The organism is Rhodoferax lithotrophicus, from assembly GCF_019973615.1.
GTDB lineage: Bacteria > Pseudomonadota > Gammaproteobacteria > Burkholderiales > Burkholderiaceae_C > Rhodoferax > Rhodoferax lithotrophicus.
This window is the reverse complement of the sequence record NZ_AP024238.1, coordinates 574,360-593,332: the sequence shown is the minus strand read 5'-3', so window position 1 is coordinate 593,332 and position 18,973 is coordinate 574,360. Positions and strand designations below refer to the sequence as shown.

The window sequence follows — 18,973 nt, the reverse complement described above, 5'->3', positions numbered from 1 at the left end:
CGGATACCCTAAATTTGATGGTAAAACACCACTTATGAGCCACCTCAGAACCAGCCTCTAAACCCGAAATGAAACACACTCTGCAGACTTTGCTGGACAGCATCAGCCAAGGCGTGTACTTGCTGGGTGCAGATGGGCGCATGTGCCTGTACAACGACCGGGTATGCGAGTTGCTTGACATTCCCAGTGCGTTTTTTGACAGCCACCCCACGCTGGAAGAACTGAATACATTTCAGATGCAGCGCGGTGATTTTGGAGACGATGCCTGCTTGGTGGATAACAATGCCCGCCAGTATGTGCTGGCCGATGGTCATGCCCCGATACCCACGCACTTTTTACGCCAGACCCGTGCCGGACGCACGCTGGAGGTGCGCTCCAGGATACTCCCCCATGGCGGCATGGTGCGAACCTTTGCCGACGTGACCGACTATGTCCAGGCCGAAGCCGCACGCAAACAAGCCAATGAGCTGCTGTATGCCACCCAGGCCATTGCCGAACTGGGCGGCTGGGAGATTGACCTGCAAACCAAGAGGGTCACCTGGACGGAGGGTGTTTACCGTATTTTTGACACGCTCCCGAAGGACTTCCACCCCACGCTGGAAAACACCCGCCAGTTGTTCACACCAGCAGCACAGGCCATTGTGGATGCGTCTTACCGTGACACCGGGGTGCCCTCCAAACTCCACGAGTTTGAACTCGAAATGATCACCCTCACCGGGCGGCACATCTGGGTGCATTCACGCGGCACATCGGTTTGGTCAGGGGGCCGCGTCATCAAGCGCACGGACATTGTGCAAGACATTACCCGGCGCAAACAAACCGAACTGGCACTGCGTGACAGCGAGACGCGCTGGAAACTGGCCCTGGAAAGCGTGGGGGATGGGGTTTGGGATTTGCAGGTGCAAACCGGTGAAGAATATTTGTCGCCCCAGTTGTTGCGCATGTACGGCTACACGGAGGGAGAGCTGCCCACGGCGATGGCCGAGCTGGATCAACGCACCCACCCCGACGATGTGGTGCAAATGCAGCGCAACCGCGAGGATCACCTCAACGGCCTGACCCCAACCTACAGCAACGAACACCGGGTGTTGTGCAAGGACGGCAGCTGGCTCTGGGTGCACAGCCGTGGCATGGTCATCAGCCGTGACGCACAAGGTCGTCCACTGCGCATGATTGGTACCCACACCGACATCACCGAGCGCAAAACCGCCGAAGAATTGATCTGGCAGCAAGCTCATTTTGATACCCTGACCGGCTTGCCCAACCGGCGCATGATGCAGGAGCGGCTGGCCCAAGAGCTCAAAAAATGCCGCCGTGACGGCTTGCAATTGGCCGTTTTGTTCATTGACCTGGATCACTTCAAGGAAGTGAACGATACCCTGGGGCACGACCAGGGTGACACCTTGCTGATGGAGGCCGCCCGGCGCATCCAGGCCTGCTTGCGCGAAGTGGACACCGTCGCCCGCATGGGGGGTGACGAATTCATCGTGATCATTACCGAGCTGGCAGAGGCGGCGCATCTGCAAGTCATTTTGCCCAAGCTGCTGCACACCCTGAGTTCGGCTTTTCAGCTGGGGCATGACAAGGTGTATGTGTCGGCCAGCGTGGGGGTCACCGTGTACCCCATGGATGGCCAGACGATTGAAGACTTGTTCAAAAATGCCGACCAGGCACTTTACGTGGCCAAGGGTGCCGGGCGCAATCGCTTCAGTTTTTTCACCCCGGCCTTGCAAACAGCAGCCCGCGAACGCGCGCAACTCATGAGCGACTTGCGCACAGCCCTGGTAGCGCAGGAATTCCGCGTGGTGTACCAGCCGATTGTGGAGCTGGCGACCGGCAGCATCCACAAAGCCGAAGCACTGGTGCGCTGGCAGCACCCAACGCGGGGCCTGATCAGCCCGGCGGCATTTATTCCCGTGGCCGAAAGCAGCGGGCTGATTGTGGAGTTGGGTGAATGGGTGTTTGTCCAGGCAGCAAGGCAAGTCAAACACTGGCGTGAGACGCTACACCCGCAGTTCCAGATCAGCGTGAACAAGTCACCGGTGCAGTTTGAAAACCCCAACCTCCAACACGTGCCGTGGATCGAGCAACTCGACCAGTTGGGCCTGCCGGGTGAAAGCATGGTGGTGGAAATTACCGAGGGCCTGCTGCTGTCGAGCAGCGATGGCGTGCTGGATCAACTGCTCAGCCTGCGCGACGATGGCATCAATGTGTCGCTGGACGACTTTGGCACCGGCTACTCGTCCCTGTCTTACCTGCAGCGCTTTGATATTGACTTTGTCAAAATAGACCAGTCGTTTGTGCGCCAACTGGTGGCCGGCTCGACCGACCTGGCGCTGTGCCAGGCCATCATTGCCATGGCCCATGCACTGGGCATGAAGGTGATTGCCGAAGGTGTAGAGACCGCGCTGCAGCGTGATTTACTGAAGGCTGCAGGCTGCGATTTTGGACAAGGCTACCTGTTCTCCCGACCCGTGGCAGCACAAGAGTTTGAGGCCTTGTTCACCCAGACCACCAGCAACGGCGGTTAGCCCAGGCGCAAACCTGTTTGTGCGTCAAACCAGTTGTTGTGGTTGCTGCTGACCGTCATGCCCACGTTGTCACCAATCTTGACTTGTGTACTGGGTGGGGTGCGCACCGTGACCAGCCCGACACCGGTTTTCACCACCACATAAGTGTCGGCGCCGGTGGGCTCCACCAGCGTCACCTCGCCACGCCAAGCGGCCTCCTCCACCAGATGAATGTGCTCGGGGCGCTGGCCCAGGGTCACTTTGCCGCTGGTCGGGCACGGCAGCTGCAATGCCCCACCCTCAAAGGAAAATAGGGCTGTAGCACCCGAACCACTTGCGCTACCAGCTATAAAATTCATAGTTGGCGAGCCAATAAATCCAGCCACATAGGTGTTGGCCGGGCGGCGGTAAATGTCGTCTGGTGTGCCAATTTGTTGCAGGATGCCGTCTTTCATCACCGCAATGCGGCTACCCAAGGTCATGGCCTCGATCTGGTCATGCGTCACATACACGGTGGTGATGCCTGAAATCAGGTGCAAGCGCTTGATTTCAGCACGCATTTCCACACGCAGTTTGGCATCCAGGTTACTCAAGGGCTCATCAAACAAGAACAGCTGCGGGTCGCGGGCCAGAGCCCGGCCCATGGCCACGCGCTGACGCTGGCCGCCCGAGAGTTGCGCCGGACGACGATCCAGCAGATGCTCGATCTGCAGCATCACGGCCACCTCCTGGATACGCTTGGTACGCACCTCCAGTGGCACCTTGCGCATTTCCAGCGCAAAGCCGATGTTGTCCGCCACGCTCATGGTCGGGTACAGCGCATAACTCTGGAACACCATGGCAATGTCACGCTGGGCCGGGGCCACACCAATGACATTTTTCCCGGCGATCTTGAGTTCACCCTCGGTGGGGTCTTCCAGACCGGCAATGATGTTGAGCAGGGTGGACTTGCCGCAGCCCGAGGGGCCGACCAGGATCAGGAATTCGCCGGGGGCGACATCGATCTCGATTTTTTTCAGGACTTCGACGGCCTTGTCGCCTTTGCCGTAGACCTTGCGAATGCCTGCAATGTGAAGTGAAGCTGCCATGTTGTGGGGTTCCTTATCCTTTGACCGCGCCCGCGGTCAGACCTTTGACGAAATACTGACCGGCCAGCACATAGACCAGCATGGTCGGCAGACCGGCGATGATGGCCGCGGCCATGTCCACGTTGTAGCTCTTGACGCTGCTGGTAGTGTTGGCCATGTTGTTCAAACCAACGGTGATGGGTTTGCTGTCGGCACCACTGAACGCCACACCAAACAGGAAGTCGTTCCAGATGTTGGTGAACTGCCAGATCAGCGTGACCATCAAAATCGGCGTGGACATCGGGATCACGATGCGGACAAAAATACGCCAGAAACCCGCGCCATCCATACGTGCCGCGTTGACCAGCTCACGCGGAATGGCGGTGTAGTAGTTTCTGAAAAACAGCGTGGTGCCTGCCATGCCGGCCAGACAGTGCACCAGCACCAGCCCGGCAATCGAGCTGGACAGGCCCAGAAACCCCAGCACCTGGCTCATGGGCAGCAGCACCACCTGGAACGGCATGAACACGCCAAACAGGATGAAGCCAAACAACAGGTCGGAGCCCCGAAACTTCCACATGCTCAGCACATACCCGTTGACCGCGCCCCAGGCGGTGGAGATCAGCACCGCCGGCACGGCCATCATGACGGAATTCATGAAGTAGGGCTTCAGTCCACGGCAGTCAACACCGGTGCAGGCGGTGGACCAGGCCAGCGTCCACGATTCAAAGTTCAGCCCATGCGGCAGGCTCAGCAGGTTGCCCGAGCGAATTTGCTCGGCATCCTTGAAGCTGGTGACCAGCATCACATACAGCGGTGCCAGAAAGAAAAAGGCAGCCACCCCAAGCACGGTGTAGACCACCAGGCGGGAGAGTGTTTTAGCGTTCATGATCAGGCCCCGGGTTCAACGCTCATGCGGCTTGGACCGCAACTCGCTGTAAAGATAAGGCACCACAATGGCCGCCACCATGGCCAACATCATGGTGGCGCTGGCTGCACCCAGGCCGATCTGGCCACGGGTAAAACTCATGGTGAACATGAAGGTGGCGGGCACGTCGGACGCATAACCCGGCCCACCGGCGGTGAGTGCCATCACCAGATCAAAGGCTTTGATCGACAGGTGCGACAACACAAGAATGGTGGAGAACACCACCGGGCGCAGCACCGGCAAAATGATGCGCCAGTAAATGCGCGGCAGGCTGGCACCGTCGATCTGCGCGGCCTTGATGATGCTGTCGTCAATACCACGCAGCCCCGCCAGAAACAAGGCCATGGCAAAACCGGCCGACTGCCAGATGCCGGCGATCACCACACAGTAAATGGCGGTGTCTGACTGCACCAGCCAGTCAAAACTGAAGCTGGCCCAGCCGATGTCATGCATGAGTTTTTCCAGCCCCAGACTGGGGTTCAGAATCCACTTCCAGGCGGTGCCGGTGACGATGAACGACAAGGCCATCGGGTACAGATAAATGGTGCGGATCACGCCCTCAAAGCGGATTTTCTGGTCCAAAAAAATCGCCAGCACCATGCCAATCAACATGGAGCCCCCCACGTACAACACGCTGAACAGCCCCAAGTTTCTCAGCGCCACATACCAGCGGTCCATGTCCCAAAGTTGGACGTACTGCTCCAACCCCACGAACTCGTCGTAGTTGGGCAACATGCGTGAATTGGTCACGGACAACACGCCGTTCCAGATCATCAAGCCGTAGATGAAGGCGAACCCGAGCACAAAGCCCGGCGCAATCACCAGCTTGGGTAAGACGTTTTCAAATGATTTCATAGACCTTTCGCCCTTGGTTTAAAACCTAGAGAGCCATTGTTGGCATGCCTGCGTCATACAAAGAACCTGACGGGGCGGGTATTCCGCTCCGTTCGTGTCCCCCGAACGAAAGCCTCCCGGCTTTCGTTCTCCTCCTTGACCTCACTGCGCGAAACACCCGCCCCATCAGATTCCGATAAGGTTTTGGTGTCCCTGTCCGCAAACCTAGATGTCTAGCAGCAGGGTTGGGGTGCGTGCCAGAGCTCAGTCAAGAGGAGCCCGCAGGGCGGGGGACATGAGCGGCGGCACGCACCCCTGCCCTGCTGCGGGTACTCGCCAAAGACACCTGCGACGAGTGCCTGCGAAAAGCACTTGCAACAAACATCAATGCACGCCAACTCACTTGGTTGCCGCCGCCTTGGCGATGTTTTTCACACCATCCGCCACTGAAATCTTGTCGTCGTTCCAGAACTGGCTGACGGCATCCTTGATGGCTCCTTCAGCTGCGGGCTTGACCGCCATGCCATGTGCAATCGACGGCAGCAGACCACCAGACTTGGCGGTGTCCACAAAATCCTTGGAGGACAGTTTGGCGCAATCATCAAACTTGGCCATATCCATGTTCAGCCGCACCGGGATGGAGCCCTTGTTCAGGTTGAAAACTTCCTGGAACTCGGGGCCCATGATGGCGGCCGCCAGATCGGCCTGGGCTTTTTGAGCCACCGGGTCTTTCAGCTTGAACATGGCAAACGAATCCACGTTGAAGGTGTAGGCATTCGCCGTGCCGGGGGCTGCTGCGCAGATGTAATCCTTGCCGGGCACCTTGCCCGCCGCAGTGAACTCTCCTTTGGCCCAGTCACCCATGAACTGGAAGGCGGCTTTCTCCTGAATCACCATGGCCGTCGCCAGATTCCAGTCGCGCCCAGGAGAGGCCGGATCGGTATAACTCTTGATCTTGCGGTAAGTCTCCAGCGATTTCGTCATGGTCGGGCTGGTCAGGGCCTTCTGGTCGAGTTTGATCAACGCATCCTGGTAAAACTTGGCACCCCCCACCCCAAGAACCACATCTTCAAAAGTGGTGAAGTCTTGCCAGTTTTGTCCTCCGTGCGCCACGGGAATCAAGCCAATTTTTTTGACTTTTTCAGCAGCGGCAAAAAACTCATCCCAAGTCTTGGGGGCAGTTGCCACACCGGCTTTCTTCAGCACCGCGCTGTTGGCCCACATCCAGTTGACCCGGTGCACATTCACCGGGGCTGCCACGTAATTGCCTTTGTACTTCATCACATCTGCCACCACTTTGGGTAGCAGGTTGTCCCATTTTTCGGCCTTGGCCGTCGCATCCAGATTGGCCAACACACCTTCAGAGGCCCACTCCTGAATCGCTGGCCCTTTGATCTGGGCGGCGGCTGGCGGGTTACCGGCCACCACACGGCTCTTCAGGACGGTCATGGCGTTGTCACCACCACCACCGGCTACAGCAAAATCCTTCCAGGTGTGGCCCTTGCCCTGCATGATTTTTTTCAACTCGCCGACCGACTTGGCTTCACCACCAGAGGTCCACCAGTGCAGCACTTCAACCTCACCTGCCATGACGGCATTGCCAGCCACCACCATGGCCACGGCAGTGGCCAGTTTGGAAAATTTGTTCATGTGATCTCCTGTTTGTCTGCCTGGTAAGCCCTCAAGGCACCAAGACGCGGGTTGATTCGTGCAGACACCGTGTCGCACGAATTAATTAATTGTTAATTAATTTTCAACACAATACAAGAAGGATTTACCCTAAGAGATCAAAAAACTCATGCCACCAAGGCCAGCGCACCAAAGTCACCCACCTGCTCACCCAAACCGGCACTGACCAACTCACAATGGTCGGTGAGGGGTGGCAATTTGCCTTTCACCACCGCTTTCAGACGCGGCAGCAGATAGTCGCGGTGATGCCAGTAGACACTGCCCCCCAGGCTGATACGCTGCACGTCCAGCGTGGCAATCAGGTTGTAAAGCATGCGTCCCATCACTTCACATAATTCATCAATAATGCCTGCAGCCCTTGTATCACCTGCATAAGCAGCTACAAACAATGCAGCAGCATCGGCATAACCATGAGCCACAAAGCGCCGGGCAATGGCATTCCCCGCCACCAGGCTCTCCACATCACCCACATTGCCACAGCCACACAAAGCGTCAGAGTTGCTGCTGACAAACAAATGGCCGGCATGGCCAGCGTTGCCGTTTTTACCTCGCAACACATGGCCATCCACACACAGGCCGGTGCCGATACCGGTACTCCAGGTCACATAAGCACAATGGGTCAGAGGCACACCGTTGTCCTGCAAGGCCCCCCAGCGGCGCTCAGCTTCCAGCGCACCAATACCGTCGTTTTCCACCCGCACATGGGCAAAGACATTGCGCAACGGGGCTTCGAGCAAGGCGGTTTTCCAGTCATTGGGCAAACCACGGGCCGGGCCGGCCTGACCGCCACAGATGTTGGGGGCTGCCAACTCCACCAGGCCCTTGTTGAGCACAAATGGTCCACATGACGACACGCCAACCTTGGCTACCGCCGCCAGCGGGATGCCCGCAGCGGCGCAGCTTTGCCCCACCATACGGATGATTTGCAGCGCCAGTGCATCATTGGCCCCTGCGGTGGCGGTGGGCTCTGTCACTTTGCCGTGTGCGCCATGCTCGTCCACCATGTTGACGGCAACCTTGGTGCCACCAATGTCCACACACGCGACCGGAGCACTGCCCGCAGGCAGGCAAAAATGAGGAGCCAAAATGTTTTGTGTCATAGAGGTTTTTTTGAGAGAAAGGGGTTCGGCACCACACTGGCGAACAGACATTCAGGAGCGGCCGTAATCATCTCCCAAACGCTCAATATCATCTTCACCCAGATAAGCGCCAAACTGTACTTCAATGATCTCAACCAGTTGCTGGGTCACATTGGTCAGTCGATGCACTTGCCCCAAGGCAATATCACAATGTTCACCCATGTTCAGATCAACGGTGTGATCGTCCAGTGTGACACGCGCCGTACCCTGCACCACGACCCAATGCTCCGCACGTTGCGCATGTTTTTGCAAGCTGATGCGCTGCCCGGGCAACACCGCAATACGTTTGATTTTGTGCCCCGGTGCCTCAGACACCGTTTCAAACCAGCCCCACGGGCGCACGGTACGTTCAATACGGGTCAGGGTTTGCGGGGCAGTGTGCATGGCATGTCTCGGCAAATGGAAGAGACCGAATGCTAACCCCAGGGCAACCACGGGGTTACCGCCCCCGTACGTTACCGCTGCGGCAGGTGCTGTTGTGTCCAGCGCACGATGTCAGCCGCGCCCATCGCCCCCGCCTGACGGGCCACCTCCCGCCCGCCTACAAACAAAGCCAAAGTTGGAATGCTACGAATATTAAAACGAGCCCCGAGATTCTGGTGGGCCTCGGTATCCACTTTGGCAACCCGGACATACGGTTCCAGCTGGGCTGCGGCCTGCTCAAAACCAGGGGCCATCTGACGACACGGGCCACACCATGGAGCCCAGAAATCCACCAAAACGGGAATGTGGTTACGGCCAATATGCCGGTCAAAAGCAGCCTCATCCAGCGCGGTGGAATGCGCCACAAACAACGGCTTGTGACAACTGCCGCAATCCGGCGCTTGACCCAGCTGGGCAGAAACCGCCCGGTTGGTGGTGTGGCAATGGGGGCAGACAATGTGTAATGCGTCGGTCATGATGAACCCTTTCTGGTTTTGAACATGCTGCTACCGGATGGAAATTCAAGAGAGCTCACCACAAACAATCACACCAAGCACGGTGAGCTCATGGGGTGCATTTTTTGTGTTTCATCAGCAAACACCACCTGATTGCGGCCGGCACGTTTGGCCGCGTACAAAGCACCGTCTGCAGTCGCGTAAAGATCTTCAAATTCACCGGTATGACCCGCCTCCCAAGCCGCCACCCCGGCACTGATGGTCATTTGCACCACCATGTCCCGACCCAACTCAATGGGGGCCTGGGCTACACGTTGCCTGATTTTTTCGGCCACACCCCCTGCCGCCAGCGCGCTGGTTGCGGACAACAGCAGCATGAACTCCTCACCGCCCACACGCGCCACCAGATCGGTTTCGCGCACACTGGTCTGGATCACATGGGCCATAAATTTGATGACCAAATCCCCCGCAGGATGCCCATGCTGGTCATTCACCTCCTTGAAATGATCCAGATCCAGCATGATGGCGGCCAGTGCGGTACCTTCCCGGCGGGAACGGCTCACGACCTTATCTGCCTGCACCTCAAAAGCACGGCGATTCAGCAAACCGGTCAAGGGATCGTGCTGGGAGAGCCTTTCCAACACAACTTTCTGCCGCTCCAATTCGGCGTTCTGGGTTTCGAGCACCCGCCCTTGGGCGTGCACTTGCCGGCTCAACAACTCGGTCAAAGCGTACCTTCGCCACAAAACCAGGGACAGACACATGCCCAGAGCCGCCGCAAGGCCACCATGAAAACGCAGGATCACCAGCACCCCCAGGGAGGTCGCGGTATGCCCCAGCAACATATAAAAAATGGCAAAACTCGTCAAATAAATGAGTGCCATGACACGGGGACGGATCAACAGCAGGGTGCCCGCAAACACACAGCACAACACATACATGGTGGCCGAAGGCAGCAGCCACTGTGACAGCGTGGACAGCGTCAGGCCAAAGCCCACAAAGAGTGCTGCCAGAAAACCTGGCAGCAACCGGCTCAGCAAGGTGATGCGTTCGTTCAGTCTGCGCCAGCGAATCACCATCAGCAACACCAGCAGGCCCAGCAGTGTGAACAGATCAATCCAGCCAATCAGCCTGGGCAGCCACATGCCGGAGGGGGCACCGATGATCTGGCCACCCCAAGACAGATAACAACCGGTGACCAGCAACGGCAGCAAGGCTGCAAGAATCCAGGGCAAACGCCCCAGGTTTTCCAGCAGTGCCGCATCGGCCACTTGATCATGCTCGTCGTGCCAAGCCCGCAATCTGACAAAAATATGCTTCAAAACATTCGCCTGCATTTCAGGAGACGCTGCTCCTGCCCACCCCCCTGAGAATCCCATTCCACGCCAAAGGCATCTGTTTGCAGACAGTCTATGTCAGCGAAACACGCCAAATTTGATCAAAATCAACAAGAATTAAAGAAAGCGTGCAATGGCTGCGGCCACCATGCTCAGGATGATGGTGGTGGTCAGGGGAATAAAAAACTCTTTGCCGAAAATCCTGAAACGCAAGTCACCCGGCAAGCGGCCAAAACCCAGTTTTTGCAACCAGGGGGTCACACCATTGATCAGCACCAGGATCAGAAATACAACTATCAGCCAGCGAATCATGGTGCGGCCCTACAAGGTGTGGGTTTTGTCGCCCAACTCAAAACCGATGGCCTGCCAGGGCTCTCCTTTGTAAAACCCGATCACCTTGAAAAACTCGCCCATTTCATGCTCCATGATGAGTTTCTGCGCCATCACGCGGGTCGGCAGGTCAGCGGCCTCCATGTGGGTGAGAAAACCGCAGTTCATCAAAAACCGGGCCTGGTTGCAGTAGCCCAGCACGCCCAGATCAGCCTCATTACCTGCCACGGCCACGCCGGTGAAGTTGACGTGAGCGGTGATGTCTTTCTGGCCAACACGGCTCAAAGGGTCATCGTCCACCTGATGGGCCTGGTGGCACATCACCGTGCCCATGTGGCGCTGTGGGTGGTAGTACTCCGCCTCGGGAAAACCATAGTCGATCAGGAAGATAGCCCCGGCACTGAGTTTTTGCCCCAGGGTGCGGACAAACGACTCGCCTTGCGGGTGAATTTCGGTCAGGTAATCGTGTTCGCCCGGAATATCCAAAGAGGGACGCAAATCAGTGGCACGGTCTTGCCAGACAAAACCAGGCGTGCCAGCGTCATCGCCCCCCCCCAGCGCCACGCCGCGCTCATGCCAGAGGCCCCCCACCCGCGCCAGCAATTTCACCGGCATGGCATCCAGCACTTCGTTGCCCAATACCACGCCCTGCATGTCTTCCGGCAAGGCATTGACCCAGCGCACCTGATCGGCAAAGCCCGCCAAAGTGGCTTGTTGACGCGCCCGCAAGCTGTCTGAAATGTCCACAATGGTGTAGCGCGACACCACCACCCCCATGGCGTGCAAAGCCTGCAACACCTGCAGCGCCAGCGCACCCGAACCGGCACCAAACTCCCAGACTTCGTGTGTGCCGGTCACCGCCAGGGCTTGCGCCACCTGCTTGGCCAGCGTCCATCCATACAACGGGGTGATTTCCGGCGCGGTGACAAAATCACTGCCGGCCACCTTGGCTCCCTCCTGCACGGTGTAAGGCAAGGCACCAAATTTGGTACTGCCATGGGCGTAGTACCCCAGGCCGGGGGCATACAGCGCCAGATCCATGAAGGTATCAAAACCGATCCAGCCACCGGCTTGGTGCAGGTGCTGGGCAATGTGGTGTGAAAGCTCACTCGTTAAACTTGTCTGTGTCGTCATAGTCTGGAATTGTCCCCGAATGTCCTCCCCCACTGCGCCACCCAACTCATCTGCCAACGCCGCATGGCCGCAACAGCCCACCGTACTGGTCACGGGAGCCGCCAAACGCCTGGGGCGGGAAATTGCCCTGACCCTGGCCAAAGCGGGCTGGCGCGTTGCCGTGCACTACCGGGATTCGGTTGAAGATGCTCGCAAAACTGTAGCTGACTGCGCACGTTTATCGGGGACTAGCGCCTCATTTCGTGCCAATCTCGGGAACGAAACAGCGGTGCGCAACCTGTTGCCCAGCGTGATCGACAAGATGGGCCATGTGGATGCCATTGTCAACAGCGCCTCCACTTTTGAGCATGACACCCCCCAGACCTTCAGCTTTGCGGCCATGGAAAAACACCTGCGCGCCAACGCCGGGGCGGCCATTTTGCTCAGCCAGGCCTTGCATGACCACCTGACCAGCCGCGATGCCAAAGGGGCGGTGGTCAACCTGCTGGACCAGAAACTGTGGAACCCCAACCCCGATTTCGTCAGCTACACCCTGTCCAAGGCCGCGCTGGAGTCAGCCAACACCATGCTGGCGCTGGCGCTGGCCCCGCGCGTGCGGGTGGTGGGTGTCGCCCCCGGCCTGACACTCACCAGCCACATGCTGACCCCCGAGAAATTCGAGAGCTTGCACAAGCTCTCGCCTCTGGGCCACTCGTCCACACCAGCCGATGTCGCCGCCACGGTGGCGTTTGCCCTGAGCAACCAGTCCATCACCGGCACCACCCTGCTGGTTGATGGTGGTCAGCACCTGATGAAATTCGAGCGCGACTTCTCTTTGCTCTGACCCGCAGCCTGGCCTGCATCCCAACCCCACACGCACCATGACCACACCCCACAGCCACGCCGTCGGCCAGCAAATCCTGACATTGATCGGCTTGCGCTTTGATGCCAACCTGGGCATCCTGGAATCCGAAAAAACCGCCCCACAACCGATCCAGGTGGATGCCGAACTGAGTCTGGGCCACCAGCCCCTGCTGCCCAAGGACGACGACATCATGCATGTGCTGGACTACCGCAAGGTGCGCAAGATCATCATCGACGAATGCACCGCCGAACACGTCAACCTGCTCGAAACATTGATTGGCAAACTGGCTACGCGGCTGATGCAACTGCCCGGCGTGAAGGGTGTGCGGGTGAAGATTGCCAAGCTGGAAATTTTTGCCGACTGCGAGGTGGCGATTCGCATGGAAACCGGGCAGTGGTAGGCGCGAATACAGGAGTGGGATGCCTCACACCATGGTTCTCGCCCGTAAAAATATAAATATATTTAGACGCGAATTAAAATCCGGATGACCGTCGCCAAGGTGGAAAAATCCACCTTGCAAGCCGCCTTAAGCAGCCCCATGACAGACTTTGAAGACGGCGTGATCGCCCATTCGGCACAAGCCTGCGCAGCCCACTTGATTTTGACGCGCAACCTGAAAGATTTCACCAAAAGCCCGGTGCCAGCCCTCTCTCCAGAAGAATATTTGAAACAGCCATGACGACCTTTTTCACCGAACCCGAAACTGTGGCGACACCTGAGCAAGCCGCGCCTGCCACATCCCAAAAAACCAAAATCCAGCGTGAAGTGCACAAGTTGGAAAAGCGCCTATGCCGCCAGGTCGGCCAGGCCATCATCGACTTCAACATGATCGAAGAGGGCGACCGCGTGATGGTCTGCGTGAGCGGCGGAAAAGACAGCTTTGGCCTGCTGGACATTTTGCTCAAGCTGCAAAAACGCGCCCCGATCCACTTTGACATCGTGGCCGTCAACCTGGATCAAAAGCAGCCCGGTTTCCCGGCGCACATCCTGCCCGAGTACCTGAGCAAGCTGGGCATTGAGTACCACATTGAAACCCAGGATACCTACAGCATTGTCAAAAAAGTGGTGCCCGAGGGCAAGACCATGTGCAGCCTGTGCAGCCGCCTGCGCCGCGGCATTTTGTACGGCGTGGCCGACAAGCTCAAGATCACCAAAATCGCCCTCGGCCACCACCGCGACGACATGTTGCACACCTTCTTTTTGAACATGTTCTTTGCCGGCAAACTCAAAGGCATGCCCCCGAAGCTGGTGAGCGACGACGGCGGCCACATCGTGATCCGCCCACTGGCCCATGTGGCTGAAAAAGACCTGATCGCCTGGGCCGCGCACCGGCAGTTCCCGATCATCCCGTGCAGCCTATGTGGCAGCCAGGAAAACCTGCAACGCCAGGAAATCAAGCGCATGGTCAACCAGTGGGAACGCCAGTACCCCGGCCGCACCGAAACCATGTTCACCGCGCTGCAAAATGTGGTGCCCTCGCACCTGATGGATGGCAAACGTTATGACTTCAAAGGTATCCAGCTCACCGGCGTGGCCGATGACAATGGCGACAAGGCCTTTGATGCCGAAGAATTCCCGCTGCCCAGCTTGCCCGGCGTGTCATTGGTGCAACTTTAGGTTTATATGAAAAAAATACCTCTAGATCTTGCCAAATATGCGCAAGCAGCTCTATTTTTTATAGCAATCACACTCTCCGGCTGCGCCAGCACCCGGCTGATCGATACCCAGGTCAGTAGCTTTACGCCACACACCGTGGCCGCGGGTGCCAGCTACCGTTTTGAGCGTCTGCCCTCACAGCAGGCCGACCCCGCGCAAGCGCAACTGGAAGCCCTGGCGCAACAAGCGCTGGCCAAAGTTGGCCTGAAACAGGCCGACAAAGCGCCGTTGAGCGTCCAGGTCACGGCCGTACAACGGCAGGAAAGCAACCCCTACCAGAATGGCATGAACATCGGCATTGGCTTGGGCTGGGTATTTGGCAATGGTTCCGTCAGCATCGGCAACCGGGGAGCGCTGTTTCCGGGCCTGGACACACAACCCAGCTACTGGCGACAAGTCAGCCTGATCATGCGCGATGCCTCGCAAACCGTGGTGTTCGAGAGTCATGCCACCCACGAAGGCATCTGGCGCGACAGCACCGCCATTTTGTCCGCCATGCTGGACGCGGCGCTGCAAGACTTTCCCCACCCACCCGCCGGAGTTCGGCGGGTCAACATCGAGATTCCCCGATGATGGCCACCCGTCTGATTGTCATCCGCCACGGCGAAACCGCCTGGAATGCCGAGACCCGCCTGCAAGGCCATACCGATATTGCCCTCAACGCCCAAGGCCTCTGGCAGGCCGGCCAGGTGGCCAACGCGCTGCGTGACGAAGCGGTGCAGGCCATTTACGCCAGCGACCTGCAGCGCGCCTGGCAAACCGCCCAAGCCATTGCCGACACCACCCAAGCGCCCCTGCATGCCCACCAAGGTCTGCGCGAACGCGGCTTTGGCAGCTTTGAGGGCAAAACCTACGCCGAACTCGACACCCTTTGGCCCGAAGACGCGCTGCTCTGGCGCAAACGCGAGCCCGACTGGGCCCCGCCCGGTGGCGAGTCCCTGCGCGTCATGCGCGAACGGATTGCCAGCACCGCCACGGCATTGGCACAGCAACATCTGGGCGGGCAAATTGTGTTGGTGGCGCACGGCGGTGTGCTCGATCAACTCTACCGCCTGGCCACCGGCCAGGAATTGCAGGCACCACGCAGCTGGCACCTGGGCAATGCCGCCATCAACCGCCTGCTATGGACCCCCGAGGGTTTTACGCTGGTGGGATGGGGCGACACCAGCCACCTGGAAGCCGAGGTGCTGGATGAAGGCAGTGCTTGAGTCAATCCATTCAAAGCAGAGAGGGTTATGTGGCTCAACAACTTTGGGCTGAAATAAAGTGAACAAAAAAATGAAGATTACATCCGCACTGCTGGCATTTTTTATGGCACTTAGTTTCAGTTCTCTTTCAAGAGCCAATGAAGTTCAGGTTGGTCATCTTGAGCGGGTTGAAACTCGTGGGCTATTCGTGCCAATTTACGCAGTGTGGAATAAGAGCGCAGTTGCAACCGTTGTGCTGTATTCCGGCGGTGGAGGGGGATTCGGCAAGATTGGGACAGATGGTTGGCCCAGCAGCATGAATTTTCTGATTCGATCAGCCAAGTTATTTTCGGTGCGTCCATTCAATGTGATTTTGGTCGGTCGTGCCACTGATGTATCAAGCCTTGATGGACTGACCCGTATAGGGGACGACCATGACCTCGATAATCAAGCGATCTTTCGGACCATCAAGGCTAAAAGCACTGCTCCGATTTGGCTTATTGGTACAAGTATGGGAACGATCTCTGTAACTGCGGCAGCAATTCGAGACTCGGGTTCAAACATTGCCGGTATCGTTTTGACTTCATCCGTGACGGCCTATCGCGTTAAAGGCGCAGTGCCTACGCAAGACTTGGCCAAAATCAAGGTGCCAGTGCTGGTGTTGCATCACGAACGCGATGCTTGCAAGGTATGCACCCCCTATGAGGCCAAGGACATTGCAGGTGGTCTGAAAAACTCCCCAATCAAGAAGACGGTCTTGGTCAGCGGCGGTGATGGCGCATCTGGTGACCCGTGCGAGGCGTTGCACTATCACGGCTTCATTGGAATGGAGAGGGATGCGGTGGATCTGATCGCCAACTGGGTCATCCATCCATCGATGTAATTTCATTTGACGACGTAATTTTTTCGACAGCGGGCTTTTGGCGGTGCATTTCACAATCCCGCCCTTAAACCTTCACTCATGCGTGGCATCAACGTTGAATGTCAGCAATCGGTAAATTCGCATGTCCGGATTCAGCCTTTTGACCGTCATCAACAACGCGCCCAACTTGGTGCACAACTGCCTGCGGAGCGCCGTAGCGGGCGGCACAGGCAGAAGACGAGACGGCAAGCTGACGCTGACGATGATTCAGACCATCAACCCGGCCTGCCCAGCGTCAACGAAACAAGGACAGGACTTGTTGAGTTGACTGGTTGGCCCCCGCCAGCGCCGTTGTCCCAAGTTGCTGCAATGATTGCGCCCCTTGCGTTTGCTCCGACACGCCCGTAGTGCTGCCTGCGGCACTGGCCCGGCTCAGCCTTGCCATTTGTGAATATGAACTGATCGCCTGCAATCCCAATTTTGACGTGTTGGTGTTCGCCGTCGTTGCGGTCGCTTGGGTTTGGGATGAAGAATCACCGTTCGTATTGATCTGGGCGGCCGAACCAGTCGAAGTGACCACCTGTGCCGCACTCACCGACTGCTGCGCTGAACCACTCTCGGTTTGGGTTGACCCCTGGTTGGATAGAGCGCCCAACATCTCTCTCATTTGTTGCAGATCATTCTGAAGCGATTGCGACGTACGGATATCGGTCTGCGAAGTCCGGTCCAAACTGACCGTCGAGCGGGACGACAAGGAGACATACGGTGTGGCATTTTGTCTAGCCAGCATGATCCCGGCCATCGCATCGTCCACAATTTTTTGCGCTTGCGCGACTGCACTCGCGGTATCTAGACCGAACTGTGGCGCAGTGTTTGACTGCGTCTGTTGGTCTTGGCTAGGCGACTTGGTTTGTAAGGATGAGGATGTGGATCTGACAATGCCCGGCAGGCCCATTGACACTGACATAGACATGATGAGACTCCTTCAGAGTTGTGATAGCCGATAAAAATCTGAACACTCGCTTAAACAAAGCGGTAAAACGGTTGCTTTTCGAGCTTTTACGCCCACTGAAACTGTGTTTGGATTTGCTGATTGGTCACTCTACGCCCCGACTCTTGCAGTGTCAAGCTTATAGATACAACCGGCTCGGTTTGTGCCTAGCGTGTGCTGTAGTTATTGAAATCATGGCCACAAAACCTGGCGCCAAACGCTTCTAAATTTATAGCTTCTTACGCTTATTGAATAAGCACTACAGCCTTATTTTTCATTAAAACAATCCAACAACTCAGTCCCACCAACTCGAATGAAGGCAATGGCCAGTTTCCAGCTCCGATGGGTTCGGAATACATGCCATGCGGTGTTGGTCATGCGTTTGTGCGCCTTTGTATGCGTCAAACCCCAAACAGATCAACAGCCGCCTGATTGGCTGGCGGTGTCACGCCCAGATGCCGGTACGCCGCCAGGGTGGCAATGCGCCCGCGCGGGGTGCGTTGCAGGTAGCCTTGCTGGATCAGATACGGCTCGATCACATCTTCAATGGTTTCGCGCTCTTCGCCAATGCTGGCGGCAATGTTGTCCAGCCCGACCGGGCCGCCGTCAAAGCGGTGGATCACGGCTTCGAGCAGCTTGCGGTCCATCAAATCGAAGCCTTGCGGGTCCACATCCAGCATCTGCAAGGCGCGGTTGGCGACGTCCAGCGTGATCTCGCCGCTGCCTTTCACGTCGGCATAGTCGCGCACCCGGCGCAGCAGACGGTTGGCTATGCGCGGCGTGCCGCGCGAGCGGCGGGCAATTTCAAAGCCGCCTTGTTCATTGGTCGGCACATTCAGCAGGCCTGCGCTGCGTTTCACAATACGCGCCAGCTCCTCGGGCGTGTAAAACTCCAGCCGCGCCACGATGCCAAAGCGATCCCGCAGCGGGTTGGTCAGCATACCGGCGCGGGTGGTGGCCCCGACCAGGGTGAAAGGCTGCAAATCGAGCTTGATGCTGCGCGCCGCCGGGCCTTCGCCGATCATGATGTCGATTTTGTAGTCTTCCAGCGCCGGGTACAGGATTTCTTCCACCACGGGAGAAAGGCGGTGGATCTCGTCGATGAACAGCACATCGTTTTTTTCCAAATTGGTCAGCAGCGCCGCCAAGTCCTTGGGCTTTTCCAGCACCGGGCCGCTGGTCTGGCGCAGGTTCACGCCCAGCTCGGCGGCAATGATGTGGCTCAGGGTGGTTTTGCCCAGGCCGGGCGGGCCAAACAGCAACACGTGGTCCAGCGCCTCGTCCCGCATCTTGGCGGCGCTGATAAAAATCTCCAGCTGCTCACGGGCTTTGGCCTGGCCCACGTATTCGTCGAGCAGCTTGGGGCGCAAGGCACGCTCAATCGCTTCTTCATTGGGAGATGCGGGCGTGTTGGACACCACGCGCTTGGGTGGTGCCGGGGCAAAGTCGTCGGTTTGGATACTCAAGGCAGACTCGGGTTGGAAACAAAATGGCACTATAGCGCCCTGCCTCACCCGCCACAGATTCAAGCCATGCCCGACATATGCCGATAAAGGCTTACAAAACCCATGACAAGGTCAGCATCTG

20 protein-coding genes are annotated in these 18,973 nt (G+C 57.7%); 8 read left to right on the top strand and 12 right to left on the bottom strand.

Annotation, left to right across the window (positions count from 1 at the left end; translation table 11 throughout):
* Positions 1-68 precede the first annotated feature (68 nt).
* Positions 69-2,531, top strand: coding sequence for an EAL domain-containing protein (locus tag LDN84_RS02770; RefSeq protein WP_223907826.1), 2,463 nt, complete (start codon positions 69-71; stop codon positions 2,529-2,531).
* On the opposite strand, the gene LDN84_RS02765 is transcribed toward LDN84_RS02770, so the two are convergent.
* The 10 genes from LDN84_RS02765 to LDN84_RS02720 form a co-directional block, all read right to left on the bottom strand.
* Positions 2,528-3,598 (bottom strand): ABC transporter ATP-binding protein, encoded by a 1,071-nt coding sequence (locus LDN84_RS02765; RefSeq protein ID WP_223907822.1) that lies wholly within the window; start codon positions 3,596-3,598, stop codon positions 2,528-2,530. The two genes, LDN84_RS02770 and LDN84_RS02765, sit on opposite strands and share 4 nt — an antisense overlap.
* Before the next feature lie 13 nt (positions 3,599-3,611).
* Positions 3,612-4,466 (bottom strand): carbohydrate ABC transporter permease, encoded by an 855-nt coding sequence (locus LDN84_RS02760; RefSeq protein WP_223907818.1) that lies wholly within the window; start codon positions 4,464-4,466, stop codon positions 3,612-3,614.
* A gap of 15 nt (positions 4,467-4,481) precedes the next feature.
* The gene (locus tag LDN84_RS02755) at positions 4,482-5,360 is read right to left on the bottom strand and encodes a carbohydrate ABC transporter permease (protein WP_223907814.1); all 879 of its coding nucleotides are present in this window, start codon (positions 5,358-5,360) and stop codon (positions 4,482-4,484) included.
* Between the two features lie 378 nt (positions 5,361-5,738).
* The gene (locus LDN84_RS02750; RefSeq protein ID WP_435405912.1) at positions 5,739-6,989 is read right to left on the bottom strand and encodes an ABC transporter substrate-binding protein; all 1,251 of its coding nucleotides are present in this window, start codon (positions 6,987-6,989) and stop codon (positions 5,739-5,741) included.
* 146 nt (positions 6,990-7,135) lie between these two features.
* Positions 7,136-8,128 (bottom strand): ROK family protein, encoded by a 993-nt coding sequence (locus tag LDN84_RS02745; protein WP_223907812.1) that lies wholly within the window; start codon positions 8,126-8,128, stop codon positions 7,136-7,138.
* A gap of 51 nt (positions 8,129-8,179) precedes the next feature.
* The gene (locus tag LDN84_RS02740; protein WP_223907809.1) at positions 8,180-8,551 is read right to left on the bottom strand and encodes a phosphomannose isomerase type II C-terminal cupin domain; all 372 of its coding nucleotides are present in this window, start codon (positions 8,549-8,551) and stop codon (positions 8,180-8,182) included.
* A 71-nt stretch (positions 8,552-8,622) separates the two neighbouring features.
* Positions 8,623-9,066, bottom strand: a complete 444-nt coding sequence (trxC, locus tag LDN84_RS02735) for a thioredoxin TrxC (RefSeq protein WP_223907807.1) — start codon at positions 9,064-9,066, stop codon at positions 8,623-8,625.
* Positions 9,067-9,134: 68 nt separating this feature from the next.
* Positions 9,135-10,367 (bottom strand): GGDEF domain-containing protein, encoded by a 1,233-nt coding sequence (locus LDN84_RS02730; RefSeq protein ID WP_223907805.1) that lies wholly within the window; start codon positions 10,365-10,367, stop codon positions 9,135-9,137.
* Positions 10,368-10,499: 132 nt separating this feature from the next.
* Entirely contained in the window at positions 10,500-10,694 is a 195-nt protein-coding gene (locus LDN84_RS02725; protein ID WP_223907803.1) for a DUF2905 domain-containing protein, read from the bottom strand.
* A 9-nt stretch (positions 10,695-10,703) separates the two neighbouring features.
* Positions 10,704-11,846 carry a class I SAM-dependent methyltransferase gene (locus tag LDN84_RS02720; protein ID WP_223907800.1) on the bottom strand — a complete coding sequence of 381 codons (1,143 nt, stop codon included), beginning with the start codon at positions 11,844-11,846 and terminating at the stop codon, positions 10,704-10,706.
* 19 nt (positions 11,847-11,865) lie between these two features.
* Here LDN84_RS02720 and LDN84_RS02715 point away from each other — a divergent pair, with 19 nt between their 5' ends.
* The 7 genes from LDN84_RS02715 (at position 11,866) to LDN84_RS02685 (ending at position 16,416) form a co-directional block, all read left to right on the top strand.
* A complete protein-coding gene (locus LDN84_RS02715) occupies positions 11,866-12,669 on the top strand; it encodes an SDR family oxidoreductase (protein WP_223907798.1) in 804 nt (267 codons plus the stop codon).
* A 37-nt stretch (positions 12,670-12,706) separates the two neighbouring features.
* Positions 12,707-13,090, top strand: coding sequence for a dihydroneopterin aldolase (locus LDN84_RS02710; RefSeq protein ID WP_223907796.1), 384 nt, complete (start codon positions 12,707-12,709; stop codon positions 13,088-13,090).
* An 84-nt stretch (positions 13,091-13,174) separates the two neighbouring features.
* Complete coding sequence (locus tag LDN84_RS02705; protein ID WP_223907794.1) at positions 13,175-13,369, top strand: PIN domain-containing protein; 195 nt, start codon at positions 13,175-13,177, stop codon at positions 13,367-13,369.
* On the top strand, positions 13,366-14,307 hold the full coding sequence (gene ttcA / locus LDN84_RS02700; RefSeq protein ID WP_223907792.1) for a tRNA 2-thiocytidine(32) synthetase TtcA: 942 nt from the start codon (positions 13,366-13,368) through the stop codon (positions 14,305-14,307). Before LDN84_RS02705 ends, ttcA begins: the two co-directional genes overlap by 4 nt.
* Positions 14,308-14,313: 6 nt before the next feature.
* The gene (locus LDN84_RS02695) at positions 14,314-14,919 is read left to right on the top strand and encodes a DUF4136 domain-containing protein (protein ID WP_223907789.1); all 606 of its coding nucleotides are present in this window, start codon (positions 14,314-14,316) and stop codon (positions 14,917-14,919) included.
* Positions 14,916-15,554 carry a histidine phosphatase family protein gene (locus LDN84_RS02690; protein WP_223907786.1) on the top strand — a complete coding sequence of 213 codons (639 nt, stop codon included), beginning with the start codon at positions 14,916-14,918 and terminating at the stop codon, positions 15,552-15,554. Before LDN84_RS02695 ends, LDN84_RS02690 begins: the two co-directional genes overlap by 4 nt.
* Positions 15,555-15,612: 58 nt before the next feature.
* On the top strand, positions 15,613-16,416 hold the full coding sequence (locus LDN84_RS02685; protein ID WP_223907784.1) for an alpha/beta hydrolase: 804 nt from the start codon (positions 15,613-15,615) through the stop codon (positions 16,414-16,416).
* Between the two features lie 274 nt (positions 16,417-16,690).
* On the opposite strand, the gene LDN84_RS02680 is transcribed toward LDN84_RS02685, so the two are convergent.
* Entirely contained in the window at positions 16,691-17,368 is a 678-nt protein-coding gene (locus tag LDN84_RS02680; protein ID WP_223907782.1) for a hypothetical protein, read from the bottom strand.
* A gap of 419 nt (positions 17,369-17,787) precedes the next feature.
* Positions 17,788-18,852 (bottom strand): Holliday junction branch migration DNA helicase RuvB, encoded by a 1,065-nt coding sequence (gene ruvB, locus LDN84_RS02675; protein ID WP_223907780.1) that lies wholly within the window; start codon positions 18,850-18,852, stop codon positions 17,788-17,790.
* Positions 18,853-18,973 lie beyond the last annotated feature (121 nt).

Bases quoted from the DNA above. Each gene is read 5' to 3' on its own strand.
- LDN84_RS02765 (WP_223907822.1), bottom strand. From the start codon at position 3,598: ATGGCAGCTTCACTTCACATTGCAGGCATTCGCAAGGTCTACGGCAAA.
- LDN84_RS02750 (WP_435405912.1), bottom strand. From the start codon at position 6,989: ATGAACAAATTTTCCAAACTGGCCACTGCCGTGGCCATGGTGGTGGCT.
- trxC (WP_223907807.1), bottom strand. From the start codon at position 9,066: ATGACCGACGCATTACACATTGTCTGCCCCCATTGCCACACCACCAAC.
- LDN84_RS02690 (WP_223907786.1), top strand. From the start codon at position 14,916: ATGATGGCCACCCGTCTGATTGTCATCCGCCACGGCGAAACCGCCTGG.
- ttcA (WP_223907792.1), top strand. From the start codon at position 13,366: ATGACGACCTTTTTCACCGAACCCGAAACTGTGGCGACACCTGAGCAA.
- LDN84_RS02725 (WP_223907803.1), bottom strand. From the start codon at position 10,694: ATGATTCGCTGGCTGATAGTTGTATTTCTGATCCTGGTGCTGATCAAT.
- LDN84_RS02705 (WP_223907794.1), top strand. From the start codon at position 13,175: ATGACCGTCGCCAAGGTGGAAAAATCCACCTTGCAAGCCGCCTTAAGC.
- LDN84_RS02760 (WP_223907818.1), bottom strand. From the start codon at position 4,466: ATGAACGCTAAAACACTCTCCCGCCTGGTGGTCTACACCGTGCTTGGG.
- LDN84_RS02745 (WP_223907812.1), bottom strand. From the start codon at position 8,128: ATGACACAAAACATTTTGGCTCCTCATTTTTGCCTGCCTGCGGGCAGT.
- LDN84_RS02720 (WP_223907800.1), bottom strand. From the start codon at position 11,846: ATGACGACACAGACAAGTTTAACGAGTGAGCTTTCACACCACATTGCC.
- LDN84_RS02710 (WP_223907796.1), top strand. From the start codon at position 12,707: ATGACCACACCCCACAGCCACGCCGTCGGCCAGCAAATCCTGACATTG.
- LDN84_RS02770 (WP_223907826.1), top strand. From the start codon at position 69: ATGAAACACACTCTGCAGACTTTGCTGGACAGCATCAGCCAAGGCGTG.
- LDN84_RS02695 (WP_223907789.1), top strand. From the start codon at position 14,314: ATGAAAAAAATACCTCTAGATCTTGCCAAATATGCGCAAGCAGCTCTA.
- LDN84_RS02740 (WP_223907809.1), bottom strand. From the start codon at position 8,551: ATGCACACTGCCCCGCAAACCCTGACCCGTATTGAACGTACCGTGCGC.
- LDN84_RS02755 (WP_223907814.1), bottom strand. From the start codon at position 5,360: ATGAAATCATTTGAAAACGTCTTACCCAAGCTGGTGATTGCGCCGGGC.
- LDN84_RS02715 (WP_223907798.1), top strand. From the start codon at position 11,866: ATGTCCTCCCCCACTGCGCCACCCAACTCATCTGCCAACGCCGCATGG.
- LDN84_RS02680 (WP_223907782.1), bottom strand. From the start codon at position 17,368: ATGTCTATGTCAGTGTCAATGGGCCTGCCGGGCATTGTCAGATCCACA.